Source organism: Paraglaciecola psychrophila 170 (assembly GCF_000347635.1).
Classification (GTDB): domain Bacteria; phylum Pseudomonadota; class Gammaproteobacteria; order Enterobacterales; family Alteromonadaceae; genus Paraglaciecola; species Paraglaciecola psychrophila.
This window is the reverse complement of the sequence record NC_020514.1, coordinates 3479875-3499183: the sequence shown is the minus strand read 5'-3', so window position 1 is coordinate 3499183 and position 19309 is coordinate 3479875. Positions and strand designations below refer to the sequence as shown.

At 40.5% G+C, this 19309-nt stretch carries 15 protein-coding genes, 3 tRNA genes and 2 pseudogenes; 18 read left to right on the top strand and 2 right to left on the bottom strand.

The annotated features are described in order from the left end of the window. The first annotated feature begins 3 nt into the window (after positions 1-3). From C427_RS15300 to C427_RS15280, 5 genes are all read left to right on the top strand, one after another. Positions 4-1113, top strand: a complete 1110-nt coding sequence (locus tag C427_RS15300; RefSeq protein WP_007639123.1) for a protein-glutamate methylesterase/protein-glutamine glutaminase — start codon at positions 4-6, stop codon at positions 1111-1113. A 99-nt stretch (positions 1114-1212) separates the two neighbouring features. Continuing rightward, positions 1213-1992: a ParA family protein gene (locus C427_RS15295; RefSeq protein WP_007639121.1), complete on the top strand. Its 780-nt coding sequence runs from the start codon at positions 1213-1215 to the stop codon at positions 1990-1992. After that, on the top strand, positions 1989-2702 hold the full coding sequence (locus C427_RS15290) for a chemotaxis protein CheW (protein ID WP_007639119.1): 714 nt from the start codon (positions 1989-1991) through the stop codon (positions 2700-2702). Before C427_RS15295 ends, C427_RS15290 begins: the two co-directional genes overlap by 4 nt. A gap of 25 nt (positions 2703-2727) precedes the next feature. Beyond that, complete coding sequence (locus C427_RS15285) at positions 2728-3222, top strand: chemotaxis protein CheW (RefSeq protein WP_007639117.1); 495 nt, start codon at positions 2728-2730, stop codon at positions 3220-3222. Positions 3223-3313: 91 nt separating this feature from the next. Next, positions 3314-3724, top strand: a complete 411-nt coding sequence (locus C427_RS15280; RefSeq protein WP_007639115.1) for a DUF2802 domain-containing protein — start codon at positions 3314-3316, stop codon at positions 3722-3724. Positions 3725-3823: 99 nt separating this feature from the next. Here C427_RS15280 and C427_RS15275 read toward each other — a convergent pair. After that, positions 3824-4791 (bottom strand): annotated as a pseudogene (locus C427_RS15275) (IS30 family transposase). 260 nt (positions 4792-5051) lie between these two features. On the opposite strand from C427_RS15275, the gene C427_RS15265 reads away from it, so the two are divergent. From C427_RS15265 to C427_RS15250, 4 genes are read left to right on the top strand one after another with little or no spacing between them, the layout of a single operon-like run. Next, positions 5052-5972 carry a homoserine O-succinyltransferase gene (locus C427_RS15265; RefSeq protein WP_007642453.1) on the top strand — a complete coding sequence of 307 codons (921 nt, stop codon included), beginning with the start codon at positions 5052-5054 and terminating at the stop codon, positions 5970-5972. A gap of 41 nt (positions 5973-6013) precedes the next feature. Further along, a complete protein-coding gene (locus tag C427_RS15260) occupies positions 6014-7084 on the top strand; it encodes a homocysteine S-methyltransferase family protein (protein WP_007642450.1) in 1071 nt (356 codons plus the stop codon). A 9-nt stretch (positions 7085-7093) separates the two neighbouring features. Then, a complete protein-coding gene (metH, locus tag C427_RS15255; protein ID WP_015431040.1) occupies positions 7094-9757 on the top strand; it encodes a methionine synthase in 2664 nt (887 codons plus the stop codon). A gap of 28 nt (positions 9758-9785) precedes the next feature. After that, positions 9786-10376, top strand: coding sequence for a DUF938 domain-containing protein (locus C427_RS15250; protein WP_007642449.1), 591 nt, complete (start codon positions 9786-9788; stop codon positions 10374-10376). 30 nt (positions 10377-10406) lie between these two features. Here C427_RS15250 and C427_RS15245 read toward each other — a convergent pair whose 3' ends face one another. Continuing rightward, the gene (locus C427_RS15245; protein WP_007642448.1) at positions 10407-11570 is read right to left on the bottom strand and encodes a GNAT family N-acetyltransferase; all 1164 of its coding nucleotides are present in this window, start codon (positions 11568-11570) and stop codon (positions 10407-10409) included. A gap of 131 nt (positions 11571-11701) precedes the next feature. Here C427_RS15245 and C427_RS15240 point away from each other — a divergent pair, with 131 nt between their 5' ends. The 9 genes and pseudogenes from C427_RS15240 to C427_RS15195 all read left to right on the top strand — a co-directional run bounded on the left by C427_RS15240 (position 11702) and on the right by C427_RS15195 (position 19279). Beyond that, on the top strand, positions 11702-11932 hold the full coding sequence (locus tag C427_RS15240) for a regulatory protein RecX (protein WP_226991269.1): 231 nt from the start codon (positions 11702-11704) through the stop codon (positions 11930-11932). Positions 11933-12149: 217 nt separating this feature from the next. Continuing rightward, positions 12150-14746: pseudogene (gene alaS / locus C427_RS15235) on the top strand (alanine--tRNA ligase). Between the two features lie 148 nt (positions 14747-14894). After that, a complete protein-coding gene (gene csrA, locus C427_RS15225) occupies positions 14895-15110 on the top strand; it encodes a carbon storage regulator CsrA (RefSeq protein WP_034900187.1) in 216 nt (71 codons plus the stop codon). Positions 15111-15420: 310 nt separating this feature from the next. Then, positions 15421-15510, top strand: a tRNA-Ser gene (locus C427_RS15220). A gap of 26 nt (positions 15511-15536) precedes the next feature. After that, positions 15537-15613: transfer RNA gene (locus C427_RS15215), tRNA-Arg, on the top strand. Between the two features lie 60 nt (positions 15614-15673). Beyond that, positions 15674-15750, top strand: a tRNA-Arg gene (locus tag C427_RS15210). A gap of 280 nt (positions 15751-16030) precedes the next feature. After that, complete coding sequence (locus C427_RS15205; protein WP_015431036.1) at positions 16031-16303, top strand: OadG family protein; 273 nt, start codon at positions 16031-16033, stop codon at positions 16301-16303. Positions 16304-16357: 54 nt separating this feature from the next. Further along, a complete protein-coding gene (gene oadA, locus C427_RS15200) occupies positions 16358-18139 on the top strand; it encodes a sodium-extruding oxaloacetate decarboxylase subunit alpha (protein WP_041250459.1) in 1782 nt (593 codons plus the stop codon). A gap of 9 nt (positions 18140-18148) precedes the next feature. Then, a complete protein-coding gene (locus C427_RS15195) occupies positions 18149-19279 on the top strand; it encodes a sodium ion-translocating decarboxylase subunit beta (RefSeq protein ID WP_007641272.1) in 1131 nt (376 codons plus the stop codon). Positions 19280-19309: the final 30 nt, after the last annotated feature.

Sequence of the window (19309 nt, the reverse complement as noted above, 5' to 3'; positions counted from 1 at the left end):
AAAATGACTTATAAGATTTTAATAGTTGATGATTCAACTTTTTTTCGTCGCAGAATTAAACAGATTCTTGAAGAAGACTGTGAATTAGAGGTAGTAGGTGAGGCTAAAAATGGACAGGAAGCGATAACACTCGTTGCTTCTTTAAGGCCTGATGTTGTAACCATGGACATAGAGATGCCTGTCATGGATGGTATAACTGCTGTGAAGAAAATAATGGCCAGTAACCCTGTGCCTATTATTATGTTTTCATCACTTACCCAAGAAGGAGCACAAGCTACATTGGACGCATTGGATGCAGGTGCTTTAGATTTTCTCCCAAAGAAATTCGAAGATATTGCTCTAAATAGAAAAGAAGCCATTTTACTACTTCAGAATCGTGTTAAAGCGCTATGCGGTAGAAGGATGTTTGGAGCAAGTTCTTTTTTAAGAACACGCTCCTTAGCACCCAACACTACAACAGTCTTACCGACGAAGGTTGTGAATAAAACAACAACGCTAGGTATGAAGTCTACTTTCGGCGCGGCTACGTCAAGTCGTTATACTTGCCTTGCTATAGGCACTTCTACAGGAGGACCAGTAGCCTTACAGAAAATTTTAACGGAATTACCCGCTAATTTCCCTGTTCCTGTGTTAATGGTACAACATATGCCAGGTTCATTTACTCAGGCATTTGCTAAGCGCCTAAATGATTTATGTGATGTAACAGTAAAAGAAGCCGCTAATGGCGAAATGTTGACCCCCGGGGTATGTTATCTCGCGCCGGGTGGTAAACAAATGACCATAGAGGGAAGAGCGGGGAATGCAAGAGTTGTCATCTCTGATCCAGAATGTTTCCCCTCTGCTACTTATAAGCCAAGTGTTGATGTGACGTTCGAATCTGCGGCTCAGGTTTATTCAGGTAATGTACTCGCTGTTATTTTAACGGGTATGGGGGCTGACGGCCGTGAAGGTTGTAAAAAGTTAAAAGCCAAAGGTGCTAAAATATGGGCGCAAGATGAGCAGAGCTGCGTAGTCTATGGTATGCCTCAGGCTGTTACTATAGCCAATATATCCCAAGCGAATTATGATATTGCTCATATGGCGAGTCATATAAAGAACGAAATACTAGATTAGGATCAAAGGAGCACTTTGGGTGTTTTTTCAAAATAAAAATATTGATCTAAATGTCTTCAAATTTTCTCAAACTATAATTCTTAAAATGTGGGTACAGGTTTGGTAGTTTGGACGGTCGCAAATCATAAAGGTGGTGTAGGTAAAACCACCACAACTGTTACCCTTGGCGGTTTATTAGCGCAAAGTGGACAGCGAGTAATATTGGTTGATACTGATCCACAGGCTTCGTTAAGTTACTATTTTGGTGTTGATTCAGAACAATTATCTACTAGCCTATATGACATATTTGTAGCTGGAAAGTCAGTTACTAAAGAGAATGTTTTAAATTGTTTATGTCCGACAAAATTGGACTCTTTATTCATTTTGCCAGCGACAATGGCATTAGCGACGTTAGACAGAAAGTTAGGCACAAAAAGTGGTATGGGACTAATTTTACGGCAAGCTTTAGAGCTAATTAGTGATGAATTTGACTACGCTATTATTGATTGTCCACCGGTTTTAGGGGTGTTGATGATTAATGCTTTAGCGGCTTGTGACAGGGTTATTATCCCAGTGCAGACCGAGTTTTTAGCTTTGAAAGGTTTGGATAGAATGATGCACTCCATGGAAATTATGCAAAAATCATTAGCCAAAACCTTTGCTTATACCATAGTTCCAACAATGTATGACAAACGTGTCAATGCGGCAACTGAGTCTTATAGCACATTGATCCGCACCTACAAAGAGGGTGTGTGGGTTGGGTTAATTCCAATTGATACACGATTTAGAGATGCCAGTCAGGCACAAAGTCCGCCATCTGTGTATTGCCCGAAATCCCGAGGGGTTTTTGCTTATGCTAAACTACTGAGTCACTTACAAAAATTGGAAATAAAAAGATGAGTGGTAATCCCTTCGCTAACGAAGATGTGATGGAAGATTACATGTCAGCCTTGTTGACAGATGAAACTATTGTTGATGATGTTAAACGTCAGTCTGTTGAGCAGTTGTTTAAGACTGAACCAGTTCCAAGAACCGAGCCTTTTATACAACCAGCAGCAGAGCCTGTTGAAACCACTCCAGTGATTGCTAAAGTTCTGGAACCTCAGGTCGAAAAAAGGCTAGTGGCAGTAAATACACCGAGCAAAGTCGTTAAACCTATTATTCCTGAAGGGGAGTTTCAGGTGTTATTATTTGAGGTTGCAGGCATGACATTGGCTGTACCGTTGACGGAGTTAGGTGGGATACACCAGATTGAGAGTGTCAATCCCCTGTTTGGTAAACCTGCTTGGTTTAAAGGCGTTTTGTTGCACCGTGATGAAAAGTATAATGTAGTCGATACCGCCAAATGGATAATGCCAGAAAAATCTTCGGATAAGTTAGCTGGAACAACAGAATATAAATATCTTATAGTGTTAGGTGAAAGTGGTTGGGGATTAGGCTGTGAAAAGTTAGTTGCCACTGAAACTTTGACACCAGATGAAGTGAAATGGCGAAATGTTGAAGGTAGTCGCTCATGGTTATCTGGCATGATTAAAAAGAAAATGTGTGCCTTGATGAATGTTAAGCAGTTGATTAACATGTTGAAGCAAGGTTTAAGCAGTAACGATTAGCCTATTTTGGGCCGGAGCAATGGGAATGAGTGACGACAGAAATTCAAGTAATACAGTAGCCGCAAACGGTGATGAAGTGTTGCAGTGGGTTACCTATAAATTAGGTGAAGAGACATACGGTATAAATGTTATGCAGGTACAAGAAGTTCTGCGTCATACCGAAATAGCTCCAGTACCAGGCGCTCCAGATTATGTTTTGGGGATTATTAATTTAAGGGGTAACGTTGTCACCGTCATCGATACGCGATCACGCTTTGGGTTACCTTCGTCGGATATTTCAGATAATACTCGTATAGTAATCATTGAGTCTGATGAACAAGTAGTCGGTATTTTGGTCGACAGTGTCGCAGAAGTCGTATATCTACGGTCTTCAGAAATAGACAGTGCACCGAATGTGGGTACTGAAGGAAGTGCCAAGTTTATTCAGGGCGTTAGCAACAGAGATGGGCAATTACTTATCTTAGTTGACTTAAATAAATTACTGAATGACGAAGAGTGGACCGAAATTACCAATATCTAAGCATGATACTTAGTTCACACGTTTCACTACGGCGAAGTATTCCTGCTTACGTTATAGTGTTCCGTGTCTTATAGTCCTTTTAGAGATAATTATGAGTTTTACATTATTACTAAGCTTAATAGCATTGATTGTCTCTATAGCTTGTTTGACTTTATTGATTGTACTGTTTAAACGTTATAAAAATCAGCTTGAAACTATCGTAGCTCAAAGCAACATGCTCTCTGTACAAAGTAAAAAAGTGACTCACCTTAGTGAAGAAATACATGAAATCCGTAGTGGAAATTATGGTGTGATTAGTCGCGTCAAAGATCTGGTTCAGCAAGTCGATAATTTACAGTCAACTCAGCAAAACTTCGTCGAACAAGACTCGCAAAGTCGCTTTTACAGCAAGGGTGCAAAACTTATTCATGAAGGTGCTAGCCTTGAGGATTTGATGCGTGAATGCGATATGCCCGCGGCAGAGGCTGAACTTCTCTTTAATCTACACAATAATCAAAGATAAATTCCCATAACTTTAAATGTGTCCAATATTAGTCTTGTTGATTAGTTCAGATTCCATATTTTTGCGATTTGGCAGATTCAAGTTTGAAGTGCATAACCTCTAAGCAGCTATAGCCACCATGTGTTCAGCCATTAGTTTGGCTGGCGTTTTATAATTTGGTTTCTTTCTTGGTCTGTTATTGAGATTGACTATTACATCTTGAACGGCTGATTGCGATACCTTTTTAAAGTCTGTTGATTTCGGCCAATATTGTCGTAATAGACCATTGGTATTTTCATTCAAGCCTCGTTGCCACGAACAATAAGGGTCTGCAAAATACACATCACATTTCAAACTTTCAGTCATCTGTTCACGGTACGCAAACTCTTTACCATTATCCGCTGTAATCGTGAGTACAGCGCTTTTAAACGGCGCTAACAAGGCGATGGTGGCTGCTGTGACTGTTTTTGCTGACTTGTCATCTACACGTCTCGAAACGGTAAAACTCGTTTTGCGCTCTACAATCGTGACCAGTGCGCCACTGTGACCTTTGCCAATAACGAGGTCAATTTCCCAATCACCCATTCTACTTTTATCATCAACAACGTGTGGACGCTCATCGATACTTATACGGTTCTTAATAAACTCTCTGCCAGCTTGTTTATCCTTACTACGTGATTGATAAGCTTTACCTTTCCTACGTAAATGTTGGAATAAATAACCACTATTTTTTGTCAGACCAAATGTGCTGATAAATAGTTTCATAACTAATGTCGATGCTCTGGTCCTCCCTAAGCCACCCAGACACCTGCTCTGGACTCCATTTCGTAGTAAGTTTGACTCAATTAATGCAATGAGTGCTGTTGTCAATTTAATGGCTTTACAGCGACTAATCGGCGTGTGTCTGTCGATGTTTGAGCTTGCTTAAAACGATAGCCTCGTTTGCCTGTATTACGGGAAAACTCCCTGCTAATGGTTGATTGACTAACCTTTAGTTGTTTGGATATTTTATTTTGGCTCATTCCTGTTTTACTTAAAGCATAAATCTGGCATCGTTGTTCATAGGTCAGTTGTTTATATGTTTTCAATGTTGCATCTCTTGCCGGAGAAAAAGCGATTAGCATATATTCAGCTGACCGTCTTTTCTACCCGTTCAAGTTATGCACTTATTATTTGAATCCAAGTTTTGATTTAATTAGAAAAATGCATTTTACGAGCTCTTTGACCTGTCTAAGACTAATTTTTACATTTTTATATTTTTTCATTTAGACGTCTAGACGTAAAGATGTTGACTTTTTTAGTGTATTAAGCCAAGTTTGTTGACAACATTTCCAGTCTTAGATCCTATATGCCGATTAGAATTCCAAGTAACTTGCCTGCACAAAATGTGCTCGACAAAGAAAAAATCTTTGTTATGGATACCCAGAGAGCCGCGACACAAGATATTAGACCTATGGAAGTGGGTATCTTGAATCTAATGCCGAATAAAATGGAAACTGAAGAGCAATTTTTACGTCTACTCTCGAATACACCTTTGCAAATTAATATTGATTTAATTCGTATTGATAACCAAGCACCTAAAAATACGCCCGCGGCACATATGGATAATTTTTATGTAGAGTTTGATGATGTGGTCAATAAAAAATATGACGGGTTAATTGTGACTGGTGCACCGCTCGCGCACCTTGCCTATCAAGATGTAAAATATTGGGAAAAGATGACGGTTATTATGGATTGGGCCCGTCGAAATGTGCAGTCTACTTTATTCTCATGTTGGGCGGCTCATGCAGCCATTTATCATTATTTTGGTAAAAACAGGCAACTTCGGGAGCATAAGTTGAGTGGTGTTTATCGGCATTTTGTGCAAAATGAGCATGATGAATTATTGAGAGGTTTTGATCCTGCTTTTAATGCACCACAATCACGATTTGGTGAAATAAGCATGGCAGACTTCGCTTCTATACCTGGACTGAATGTATTGGCTAAGTCAGATGAGGGTGGTGCTTATATAATTGCTTCTGAAGATAAACGTTTAGTGTTTGTTACTGGGCATCCTGAGTATGATTCTGAGAGTTTAAAACAAGAATACCAAAGAGATTTATTAACTAATGGTCAACCGCAAATCCCAGTAAACTACTTTATTGATGATGATCCCACTAAAGAGCCTATGGTCAGTTGGCGAGCTCATGGCAGTTTATTGTTTACTAATTGGTTAAATTATTATGTTTACCAAAATACCCCTTATGACTTGGCTCAACTTTCTGAGTAAAAAAGTGTATTTATATAGCGAAGTAAAGAAGAGGAATGACATTGAGTCAGCGAATTGTCCCAAAACAACTTGAAGTGCAACTGATAGAAGCAGCAAGTAAGCGTATTTTGTTACTTGATGGTGCCATGGGCACAATGATCCAAGAATATAAATTTGAAGAAGCAGATTACCGCGGTGAACGATTTGCTGAATGGCATTCTGATGTCAAAGGTAATAACGATTTATTAGTACTGAGTCAGCCCCAGATCATCTACGACATTCACTGCGCTTACCTTGAGGCGGGAGCCGACATTATTGAAACTAATACCTTCAATGCCACTTCTATTTCGATGGCCGATTATAATATGCAGGGGTTGGCAAAAGAGATAAATGTCGAGGCGACAAAATTAGCCAGAAAAGCGGCAGACAAATTTACTGGACAAACACCTGACAAACCTAGATTTGTAGCAGGTGTGTTAGGGCCTACTAGTCGCACAGCCTCTATTTCACCTGATGTAAACGACCCCGCTAAACGTAATATTACTTTTGATGAGTTGGTTGAAGCTTATATTGAATCGACCCACGGACTGATTGAAGGTGGTGCAGATTTGATTATGGTGGAAACCATTTTTGATACCTTGAATGCTAAAGCTGCGGTGTTTGCGATACAAACAGTTTTCGACCAGTTGGGTTATAAGTTACCAATAATGATTTCAGGCACCATTACCGACGCTTCTGGTCGAACATTGTCTGGTCAAACGGCCGAAGCTTTCTATTATTCGATGAATCATGTAGAGCCGTTTTCTTTTGGCCTAAACTGTGCATTGGGCCCTGACTTATTGCGTCAATATGTGGATGAAATATCTCAGATAGCTGAATGTTTTGTTTCCGCACATCCGAATGCAGGTTTACCTAATGAGTTTGGTGAATATGACATGCAAAGTGACGAAATGGCTGCGCACATTAAAGAGTGGGCAGAGGCGGGATTATTAAACATTGTGGGTGGATGTTGCGGCAGTACACCAAAACATATTGCGGCCTTGGCTGATGCGGTAAAAGATTACGCGCCTCGAAAAATAGTAAAACGAGAGGTGAAAATGCGCCTGTCTGGTTTAGAACCTTTTGTCCATTAGGCGGTTGTGATGAGTGAAAATGAAGTAGATATTGAGCAACCCATTCTTGTCGTCGCGAAGACCTCAGCGAATTTTATCAATGTGGGTGAACGAACCAACGTTACCGGCTCTGCGATGTTTAAGCGTTTGATCCTAGACGATGATTATGAAAAAGCCTTAGATGTTGCTCGTCAGCAAGTCGAAAACGGTGCACAGATCATAGATATCAATATGGATGAAGCCATGTTGGACTCTGAAGCAGCCATGACACGATTTTTGAACCTGATTGCTTCGGAACCTGATATTTCTCGGGTGCCTATCATGATTGATTCATCCAAATGGACGGTTATTGAGGCAGGTTTAAAGTGTGTGCAAGGTAAAGCCATTGTTAACTCTATTAGCTTAAAGGAAGGTGAAGAAATCTTTCTGCATCAAGCTAAGCTGTTAAAGCGTTATGGTGCTGCCACAGTAGTGATGGCATTTGACGAGAAAGGTCAGGCTGATACTGAAGATCGTAAATTCGAGATATGTGAACGTAGTTATAAACTACTCACTGAAAAAATCGGCTTTCCGCCACAAGATATTATCTTTGACCCAAATATTTTTGCAGTAGCCACAGGGATTGAAGAGCATAACAATTATGCTGTCGATTTTATTAATGCAACTCGGCGTATCCGTCAAAATTTGCCCCATGCTCACGTATCAGGCGGCTTATCCAACGTATCTTTTTCTTTTCGTGGCAATAATCCTGTGCGCGAAGCGATGCATTCGGTATTTTTATATCATGCTATTAAAGCCGGTATGGATATGGGCATTGTGAATGCCGGACAACTCGAAGTGTACGACCAAATCCCCCCAGAGCTGAAAGAAGCTGTGGAGGACGTGATCCTCAATCGTCATGATCAAGCCACGGATAATCTTTTAGAACTAGCACCCAAATATCAAGGTGACGGTAAGGTTTTGGTCAAAGATAACCTTGAATGGCGTGAATTTCCCGTAAATAAACGTCTTGAGCACGCTTTGATTCGGGGTATCATGGACTTTATAGAGGAAGATACCGAAGCGGCTCGCCTTGCAGCAGAAAAACCATTACATGTCATTGAAGGGCCATTGATGGATGGCATGAATGTAGTTGGGGATTTGTTTGGTGAGGGAAAAATGTTTTTGCCGCAAGTGGTTAAATCTGCCCGCGTGATGAAAAAGGCAGTTTCTTATCTTAATCCCTATATCGAACTTGAAAAGGACAAAGGTAGCAGTAACGGAAAAATTTTGTTGGCCACAGTAAAAGGTGACGTTCACGATATAGGCAAAAACATTGTGGGCGTTGTGTTGCAATGTAATAATTTTGAGATCATAGACCTTGGGGTGATGGTGCCTTGTGCAAAACTATTGCAAGTGGCCAAAGATGAAAATGTCGATATGATTGGCCTATCCGGGCTGATTACACCCTCTCTTGATGAAATGGTCTACGTGGCCAAAGAAATGCAACGGCTAAATTTTGACTTGCCCTTATTAATTGGTGGTGCCACCACGTCTAAAGCGCATACCGCAGTAAAAATTGAGCAACATTATCAACACCCAGTGGTTTATGTGCCTAATGCTAGTCGCGCAGTGGGAGTGTGCCAAAAACTGATCACTGCCGAAAATCGAGCTATATACGCAGAAGAACTAAAACTCGATTACGAAAAAGTACGCGAACAACACGCTAAGAAAAAGCCGCGCACTCGCCCCGTAACGTTAGAGCAAGCCCGTGCCAATGGTTTTAATTTTGATTGGGATAATTATCAGCCACCTGTCCCCAATATGTTGGGGGTGACGGCAGTAAGTGTTGGACTGGCAGAGTTAGTTGATTACATAGATTGGACGCCCTTTTTCCTAACGTGGTCTTTAGCGGGAAAGTATCCGCGCATTTTACAGGACGAAGTAGTTGGCAAAGAGGCACAGATTTTATTTGCTGATGCCCAGGATATGCTAAAAATATTATGTGATAACCCCAAGCTCAAAGCGAGTGGCGTTATTGGCATTTTCCCCGCTAATCGAGTGCATGATGATATTGAAATCTATGCTGATGAAAGTCGCAGTGAAGTGGTTCACATTGCTCACCATCTTCGTCAACAAACCGAAAAGCCTAAAGGGGCAAACAATTGCTTAAGTGATTTTGTTGCACCTAAATCTTCTGGTAAAGCGGATTACCTTGGTGCATTCGCTGTGACTGCAGGTACTTGGGAAGATGGCTTTGCCAAAGAATATGAAGATGACGGTGATGATTATAATTCCATCATGGTTAAATCCCTTGCGGATAGATTTGCAGAAGCTTTTGCCGAATATCTACATAAAAAAGTGCGCAAAGAGATATGGGGTTATGTCCCCGATGAAACGTTGTCAAACGAAGATCTTATTCGTGAAAAATATCAAGGTATACGACCAGCCCCTGGTTACGCTGCTTGCCCTGAACATACCGAAAAACAGTTGATTTGGGATTTGTTGGACACGGAGAAAAACACCGGTATGAAATTGACAGAAAGTTTCGCCATGTGGCCTGGCGCCGCGGTATCTGGATTCTACTTCTCGCATCCAGGATGTCGTTATTTTGCAGTGGCACAAATACAAGACGATCAATTACTCGATTATGCTGCTCGCAAGAGTTGGGACAGGCTAGAAGCTGAAAAGTGGTTGGGGCCTAACCTTCAATAGAATAATAAAAAAGTGGATTGCTAATAACATGTTCGATAAACCTTTCAGCCAAGCGTGCGAAAATAATAAAGAACCTATTTTAGAAGTATTGAAAAGGGTTTTGGTTGATAAAACCAACCTCTTAGAGATTGGTTCTGGGACCGGTCAGCATGCCGCGTATTTTGCCCCTAGGCTCAGACATTTAGAATGGCATACTAGCGATATGCCTGATAAACACCTTGGTATTGCAGCGTGGTTAGAAGAGGTAAAGGTTAATAATTTGCATGAACCCCTGTCATTCACTATCGGCGCTACCAGCGCCTGGCCACTAACCAATACTGATGCCGTGTACACAGCTAATACCACACATATTATGCAACCATTAGAGTCACAACTTATGATGCAATTAGTGGCCAATAATTTACCTATTGATGGGATGTTTTGCCAATACGGCCCCTATAATTTTCAAGGGCAATATAGCAGTGAGTCTAATCAATCCTTCGATCAACATTTAAGCGAGCAAGGTTGTGGTGGTATTCGTGATATTGATGAACTGACTCTTTGGGCTATACCTCTGGTTCTCATTGAGACAATCCCAATGCCAGCCAATAACTATATGTTAGTCTGGCAAAAACAGTAATTGGCGTCCGATGCATTAAACTTAGCTCACTTACAATTCTGATCGTTTAAAGGGTAAAAGTTTTTCAGCATTATTCTTGTATTCTTCTATTTGAGTGTTTTCTTGTTCTATAAATCGTTCAACGGCTTCGTGGAATGCCAACTCTTTAAGTGAGTGGTTTGAGTAACAGTAAATAGGTTCAAAGCCTCTCAATATCTTATGTTCTCCTTGAGTACCTGGATTAAATTTAGCGATGTTTCTTTCAATGCAAAATTCGATACCCTGGTAGTAACAACACTCAAAATGTAAGTTGTCAATATCCTCTAAAGCACCCCAGTAGCGGCCACAAAGTTGGTTCTGATCAAATACAAATAGTGCGCTGGCAATAGGTTGGTTATCTTTTAATGCGATCACCAGCATTAAATTGTGATGCAAGTCTCTAAAAATTTGTTGAAAAAAGGCTTCAGTCAAATATCCATCATGGCCACTGCGTTTTAAATAGGTTTGTTTGTAACAATCATAAAAAAAATGCATTTTTTCTGAAGTCAAATCTTCGCCATGCAAGCGAACCACTTTTATTCCTTGTGTAGTAACTTTAAGGCGCTCTTTCTTAACACTTTTTCTTTTACGTGAATTAAAATACGTCAAATAATCTTCAAAAGAAGAATATTGACGATTGAACCACTGAAATTGCACCGCGTGACGTTGAACTTGGCTATGCTCATGCAGTAACTGACTCATATCTTGTTCCACAAATAACCAGTGCATCGAAGACATACCGTACACAGCTAATTGAGCCATAATTTCCTTGCATAAGACGGGTAACAGTTGTTGTTTATCTACCTTAATGTCGAGCATTAACCTAGCACCAGTCACTGGAGTAAAAGGTATTGCAGTCACTAATTTAGGATAATAGTTAACACCGTATTGTCGGTAAGTGTTTGCCCATGCAAAATCAAATACATATTCTCCGTAACTATGGTTTTTTTTATATAAGGGTAATATGCCAACAGGCTCGGAATTTTGATAAATTAATAAATGAAATGGTTGCCATCCCGACTTTCCTCCAACCGATCCCGAGGTTTCTAGGGCGTGCAGAAAAGAATACTGGCAAAATGGACTATTGCCATTGGCTAAATCATCCCAGACTGTTTGACCGATTTTTTCAATTGAGGTGTTAAATTTGAATGTGTATTTTGAGTTTGATAATGACAATTTAGGGTCTAACCTTTTGCTAAGTTTACTTGACTAATATGGCAGAGAACGATGTTAAAATCATTAAATATACCGTCACGAGGTTATTTTCTTAGCGCGAGCGAAGTCAACATGAATTGCTTGAGATGCTATTGCAACGTCAATTATTGCCCTATCTGTACATTGATACATTTAATCAGAATAATCTGCAAAGTAATAAAAGGTTTTCAGAATCTTTGAACCGCGGTCGGTTGAATAAAGGTATTGGCGAATCAAGAGTATGTAATGAATTACAAAAATATCAAATCTCTGCAGTAATAGTGGCTTCAGCAATGCGTGAACTGAGTATCGATGAGTTTGAATTAGCTATCAAAGTATTTTAAAGAGCAACAAAAACAGCAACTATTTTTTATATTATCGTGGTTTTATACATGAACAAATTAGCTATGCGATTGAATCATCTAAGATTAACGCTACTTAGTGCTAACACTAACCTTAACAAAAGTTCACTAAACTGATATCTTTGGCGACATAAGCATTACTTATGCCGCTTTTGGGCATTTTTTAACTCCAATAATTATTAATATTTCAGGATTGTAAATGAGTAAAACAACCGCCGAAATCCGGTGCGCATTTTTAGATTTTTTTGCCGCAAAAGGACATCAAAAAGTATCCAGTTCATCTTTAGTTCCTGCAAACGATCCGACACTTTTGTTTACAAATGCTGGAATGAACCAGTTTAAAGACGTATTTTTAGGCAGCGAAGCCCGTAGTTATAATAAAGCAACATCTTCACAACGCTGCGTGCGAGCCGGTGGCAAGCATAATGATCTCGAAAATGTAGGGTACACTGCTAGGCATCACACTTTTTTCGAAATGTTAGGTAACTTTAGTTTTGGTGATTACTTTAAAACTCAAGCTATTCAATATGCTTGGGATTTTTTAACCGAAGAATTAAAGCTTTCTAAAGACAAATTGTTGGTCACTATTTACCACGATGATGACGAAGCCTTTGATATATGGTCAAACCAAATTGGCTTGTCAGAAGATAAAATTATTCGTATTAGCACTTCAGACAATTTCTGGTCGATGGGAGATACCGGTCCTTGTGGTCCTTGTTCAGAAATTTTTTATGACCATGGTGAGCATATTTGGGGCGGACCTCCAGGCTCTCCCGAAGAAGACGGCGATCGCTTTATCGAGATCTGGAATCTGGTCTTTATGCAGTTTAATCGTCAAAGTGATGGGACTATGCAGCCATTACCTAAACCTTCTATAGATACGGGCATGGGTTTGGAGCGTATTACTGCCATCTTACAAAATGTGCATAGTAACTATGAAATTGATATTTTTCAGAACTTAATTGAAGCTACCGCCAATATTGTTGGGACTGACGATAGGCAAGATAAATCTTTACGGGTTATTGCTGACCATATTCGTTCTTGTAGTTTCTTAATTTGTGACGGTATTATTCCCTCAAATGAAGGCCGTGGATATGTATTGAGACGTATTATCCGCAGAGCAGTAAGGCATGGTAATAAACTCGGTGCCAGTGGCGTATTTTTCTATCGGTTGGTGTCGGCCCTAGAAACCCAAATGGGTGAAGCCTATCCTGAGCTAACTGCCAATCGTGAGTTGATAGAAAAAGTATTAAAAACTGAAGAAGAGCAGTTTTCTCGCACCCTTGAGCGTGGCATGAGTATTCTGAATAATGCTCTTAGCGAGTTGACATCAGATGTGGTACCGGGCGAACTCGTATTTAAGCTTTATGATACCTATGGCTTCCCAGCAGACTTAACTAATGATGTAGCTCGTGAAAAAAATCTTAGTATTGACGAAGAAGGTTTCCAAGCTGCTATGGCGGCTCAACGAAAACGTGCGCAACAGGCTAGTCAATTTGACACTGATTACAATGAACTACTAAAGTCTAATTGTGCTTCTGAGTTTACTGGTTATGATAAGTTAACAAATCAGGCCAAGATTGTTGAATTGTTTGCCAACGGTCAGGTAGTAAATCAATTAAGTGATGCTGAAGAAGGCATTGTTGTTCTTGATAAGAGCCCCTTTTATGCAGAATCAGGTGGTCAAGCTGGAGACACCGGTGTACTTAAAACTGCTAATGGCAATTTTATTGTAAGGGATACGGTTAAGCTGGGTAATGCTATTGCGCACAAAGGCACAGCTCATTCAGATTTTAAATTGGGTGATTTGGTGCAAGCTGAATTTGATGTTGAGCGCCGCGAAGCTATAAAATTAAATCACAGTGCCACGCATCTTATGCATGCTGCTTTGAAACAAATTTTGGGTGAGCATGTGAACCAGAAAGGCTCATTAGTATCAGACGAGCGTTTTCGTTTTGATTTTTCACATTTTGAAGCAGTAACTAATACTCAGTTACAAAGTGTTGAGAAGCTAGTTAACCAGCAAATTCGAGCCAACCACGTTTTAGATACTAAGTTGATGAATTTGGACGAGGCTAAGGCCGCAGGTGCAATGGCTTTATTTGGTGAGAAATATACTGAAGACGTTCGTGTTGTCTCTATGGGAGAGTTTTCTATGGAACTGTGTGGCGGTACGCATGTCAATAGAACAGGCGATATTGGTTTCTTTAAGATAGTTTCAGAAGGAGGCATTGCTGCGGGTGTTAGAAGGATTGAAGCGGTTACTGGAGAACAGGCGCTAGATGCAGTGCAGAGCCAAACTCAACAAATCAGTCAAATTGCAGGTTTATTAAAAACAGATCCACAAAGCTTAACTGCTCGTATAAAAACATACTTGATGGCAATAAAGTAGTTGAAAAAGAATTACAAAAACTCAAACGACAAATAGCCAGTGACGCAACGACAGATGTACTATCTCAAGTGTACGAAGTAAATGGCGTCAAAGTTCTGTCTACAGTGTTAGAAGGTGTTGAAGCTAAAGCGCTTAGGTCTATGGTCGATGACTTTAAGAATCAGTTAGGCAGCGCGATAATTGTTTTGGGCCTCGCTGAAGAAAATAAAGTTAGTTTGATTGTGGGTGTGACCAAAGACCTAGTGTCTAAGATTAGAGCTGGTGATTTGGTAAAATTTGTAGCCCAACAAGTCGGTGGCAAAGGAGGAGGTCGTCCTGATATGGCTCTTGCAGGTGGAACTCAACCGCAAAACTTAGAGTCAGCCATTGTTTCAGTGAAAGATTGGTTACAAGAAAACTTATAAAAGGAAAATGGAAAGAATTTTTCGGTTGTTTTTTGTGGTGACAACAAAAATAGGGAAAAACCGATTGGGTAAATTTTCTAGCGGTGCTGGTAATTTACACTTACTTTAACGAAGGAATCGTGGTTTTAACGGATAAAGGAGCAATAGAATGCTAATTTTAACTCGTCGTGTTGGAGAAACTCTAATGGTTGGTGATGACGTCACCGTAACAGTATTAGGGGTAAAAGGTAATCAGGTAAGAATTGGTGTGAATGCACCTAAGGAAATATCTGTGCATCGTGAAGAAATTTATATGCGTATCCAAGCTGAAAAGAACGTACAACTTGCCGCCCATGAACAGGCAGCAAGCACGGACGAAGACTAGTAGGTATTCAAATTAAAAAAAGCTGGGTAACCAGCTTTTTTTATGTCTGTTATTTAGCCTTCATTAATTTGTGTTTTTTGCTCAAATTTGACAAAAAATAAGCACTTAACCAATAATCGTTTAAAATGCCAGCATGCCGTCATTATCTTCATAAAAAGTGTTTGACATACTCATGTGGATCGGTAGAATCCTGCTCCTCATTAAGGAGAGCTTAAACTTAACCCAGCAGCTTAAAGCCGAAGGTTCAGGTAGATAAGTTTAGTTAGTCGAAATGACAAACATCCAAAGGTGAGTATAAGATTCAAGTTCCGGAGAGGTGGGTGAGTGGCTGAAACCAGTTCCCTGCTAAGGAACCGTACGTTTATTCGTACCGAGGGTTCGAATCCCTCCCTCTCCGCCATTGAATGTTAATGTGAAGTTTTTAATGCGCGTGTAGCTCAGCTGGATAGAGTACCTGGCTACGAACCAGGTGGTCGGAGGTTCGAATCCTTCCACGCGCACCATATTTGAAAGATTTTTTAGAAGGTTGTCGTATTTGGCTGTACTTCTAAAGCAAACAGTTTGCGCGTGTAGCTCAGCTGGATAGAGTACCTGGCTACGAACCAGGTGGTCGGAGGTTCGAATCCTTCCACGCGCACCACATACAAAAAAGCCTACAAATTAATTTGTAGGCTTTTTTGTATGTGGAACACCAGTTTCTATGTTATCGCTTAGCTATTTGGATTAGATTCTACTAATAGCTGTTTAATAACGAGTATGTGAATAGATTGTTAATTGTTGAGGGTGATTGGATAAATATTCACAATATCCGAATTTTTTCTTATTCTTTATGCACTTTTCCTCTTGGCGTTTTGTTGTGTTTTCTCAGGCTGCATGGTACTTATCACCTATTAATTGTTTAATTTTGAGATCATCTTTGTATGCAACCTGAAGTCGCGAATGCTCTTGCAGAAGCTGCTAATCTATTATTACTTGGAATGGTAGTGGTGTTTTTGTTTTTATCGATGCTAATTGGTGCAATTACTCTAATTGCTTGGATAAATAAACTTATCCCTGATGAGTCACTCAATACTATAAAAACCCAACCCAAATTTACAAACAATACCTTATCTAATAATCAAGACGTGTCTCCAAAGATTGTGTCTGCGATTAGCGCAGCTATCTTTCAACATCGACAGTCACACTTAGTTTAAAATCCTTTAAGGAAAGTATTCCCCATGCCGTAAAACCATTTACCAAATTACAGAATGTTTGTATTGCGTGACGCCCACCAATCCTTGTTTGCGACCAGAATGCGTCTGGAAGACATGTTACCTATCGCAAGTAAATTAGACGATATTGGCTATTGGTCATTAGAAACATGGGGTGGGGCGACGTTTGACGCTTGCATTCGTTATTTAGGTGAAGATCCATGGGATCGTATTCGCCAGCTTAAAAAAGCCATGCCTAAAACTAAACAGCAAATGTTATTGCGAGGCCAGAACCTTTTAGGTTATCGCCATTATGCAGATGATGTGGTTGAAAAGTTTGTTGAGCGGGCACATGCAAACGGTGTCGATGTGTTCCGCATATTTGATGCAATGAACGATATTCGTAACCTACAAACTGCGGTTAAGGCAGCCATTAAACAAGGAGCACATGCTCAAGGGACCATGTCTTACACAGTTTCTCCGGTGCATTCCTTGCAGACTTGGTTAGATATGGCCAATAAGTTACAAGATATGGGCGTGCACTCAATTTGTATAAAAGATATGGCAGGCTTACTCAAGCCTTACGAATGCGAAGAATTGGTGACACGATTAAAAGAATCCATCGAAGTACCTATTGCCATGCACTGTCATGCAACAACGGGCTTGAGCACCGCTACCTACCAAAAAGCGATAGATGCAGGCATTGATATTTTAGATACATCTATTTCATCGATGAGCATGACTTATGGACATACAGCGACAGAAACGATTGTGTCTATTGTTGAAGGTACAGAGCGTGATACCGGTTTAGCATTACCTGCTTTTACTGAAATCGCTAGTTACTTCCGCGACGTCCGCAAAAAGTATTCGCAGTTCGAAGGTAGCCTTAAAGGTGTTGATGCGCGTATTTTGATTGCACAGGTACCTGGCGGTATGTTGACTAACATGGAAAGCCAACTGAAAGAGCAGGGCGCTGAAGACAGGATGGACGAAGTCCTTCTAGAAATTCCAAAAGTTAGAGAAGATTTGGGCTTTATTCCTTTGGTCACACCCACATCACAAATTGTAGGTACTCAGTCTGTTATTAATGTCATAACAGGAGAGCGGTATAAGAGCATCAGTAAAGAAACTGCTGGAGTACTTAAAGGTGAGTATGGTGCCACTGCTGCGCCTGTTAATAGAGAGTTACAACTGCGAGTATTAGATGGCAAAGAAGCCATTACATGTCGCCCAGCAGATTTAATAGACAACGAGCTAGCGGCGCTTACCACTGAGCTTACCGATATTGCTAAAAAAGAATCAATCCAAACAGCAGATGATTTGGTTGATGATGTGCTGACCTACGCTTTGTTTCCACAAATTGGTTTAAAGTTTCTCAAAAATAGAAATAATCCGGATGCCTTCGAGCCAGCACCCAGTCATACACCACAAGTTGCTTCAAAGAATGGGATTTCGAGTAGTGGTGCTTCTCCTAATGCACAAACAACAGGTACTGCGGCTTACTCAGTGCGTGTTGATGGTCAAGTGTTTGAGGTTGAAGTAGCGCAAAGTGGTGAGTTAACAAGTGTGCAAGCAGCGCCTGATTCTCCGCCTCCGATTAAGGTGGCTAAGGCTGCTTCTGAAACTGGGCAAGCATTAAAATCACCACTGGCAGGTAATATTTTTAAAGTGCTGGTTAAAGAGGGTGATGTAGTGACTTCGGGTGACGTAGTCATCATTATGGAAGCAATGAAGATGGAAACCGAAATTCGAGCATCTGATTCAGGTGTGGTATCTAATATCTCAACTAAAGAAGGAGATGCGGTACAAACCGGTCAACCTTTGTTAGTCATAGGATAAGGAACACAGATGGAAAAGCTTGAATTATTATGGCAAAGCACCTCTCTGGCTCATTTTGAGCTAGGCCAGGTGATCATGATGAGTGTTGGCGCATTATTACTTTACTTAGCTATTGTTAAAAAATTTGAACCGTTGCTGTTGTTACCTATTGGTTTTGGGGCTGTACTAACCAATATTCCTTTAGCTGGTTTCAGTGATCCTGGTGGGTTGCTTTATCTGGTTTATCATATTGGCATCGATACAGGTGTTTTCCCCTTGCTCATTTTTATGGGTGTGGGAGCGATGACAGATTTTAGTGCTCTGATTGCTAATCCTAGAATGCTGCTACTTGGTGCTGCTGCTCAATTTGGTATCTTTGGTACGCTATTCGGTGCTATTGCCCTAAACATGGTGCCTGGCTTTGAGTTCTCGTTGCAAGATGCCGCAGCTATCGCCATTATTGGAGGTGCTGATGGACCGACAGCGATATTTTTAGCGTCCAAATTGGCGCCTGATTTATTAGGTGCCATTGCGGTCGCTGCTTATTCGTATATGGCGTTGGTGCCTATAATTCAGCCGCCTATCATGCGCCTGTTTACTACTGAAGAAGAAAGAAAAATAGAGATGCCTGAACTTAGATTTGTGTCTAAGCGTGAAAAAATAATTTTCCCTTTAGCGGTTTTATTATTGTGTATTTTGTTTTTACCAACGGCAACACCCTTAGTGGGGATGTTCTGTTTAGGTAACTTGATGAAAGAATCAGGTGTAGTAGATAGATTAAGTAATAGCGCCCAAAACGAATTAATTAATGTTGTGACCATCTTTTTGGGGTTAGCTGTTGGCTCAAAATTATCGGCTGATAAGTTTTTGACTGTTGAAACCCTAGGTATCTTAGCATTAGGTGCTATCGCATTCTCCATTGGAACTGCGGCTGGCATATTAATGGCAAAAGCGATGAGTAGACTCAGCAGTCAAAAAATCAATCCATTGATTGGTGCGGCTGGGGTGTCTGCTGTGCCTATGGCGGCCAGAGTGGTTAATAAGGTTGGACTGGAAGCAAACCATCATAATTTCTTACTGATGCATGCTATGGGGCCTAACGTGGCTGGTGTGCTAGGTTCGGCCGTAGCCGCTGGGATATTGTTGGCATTGGTAGGATAAAATAGCTCGATGCAGTTAAATATACATTTT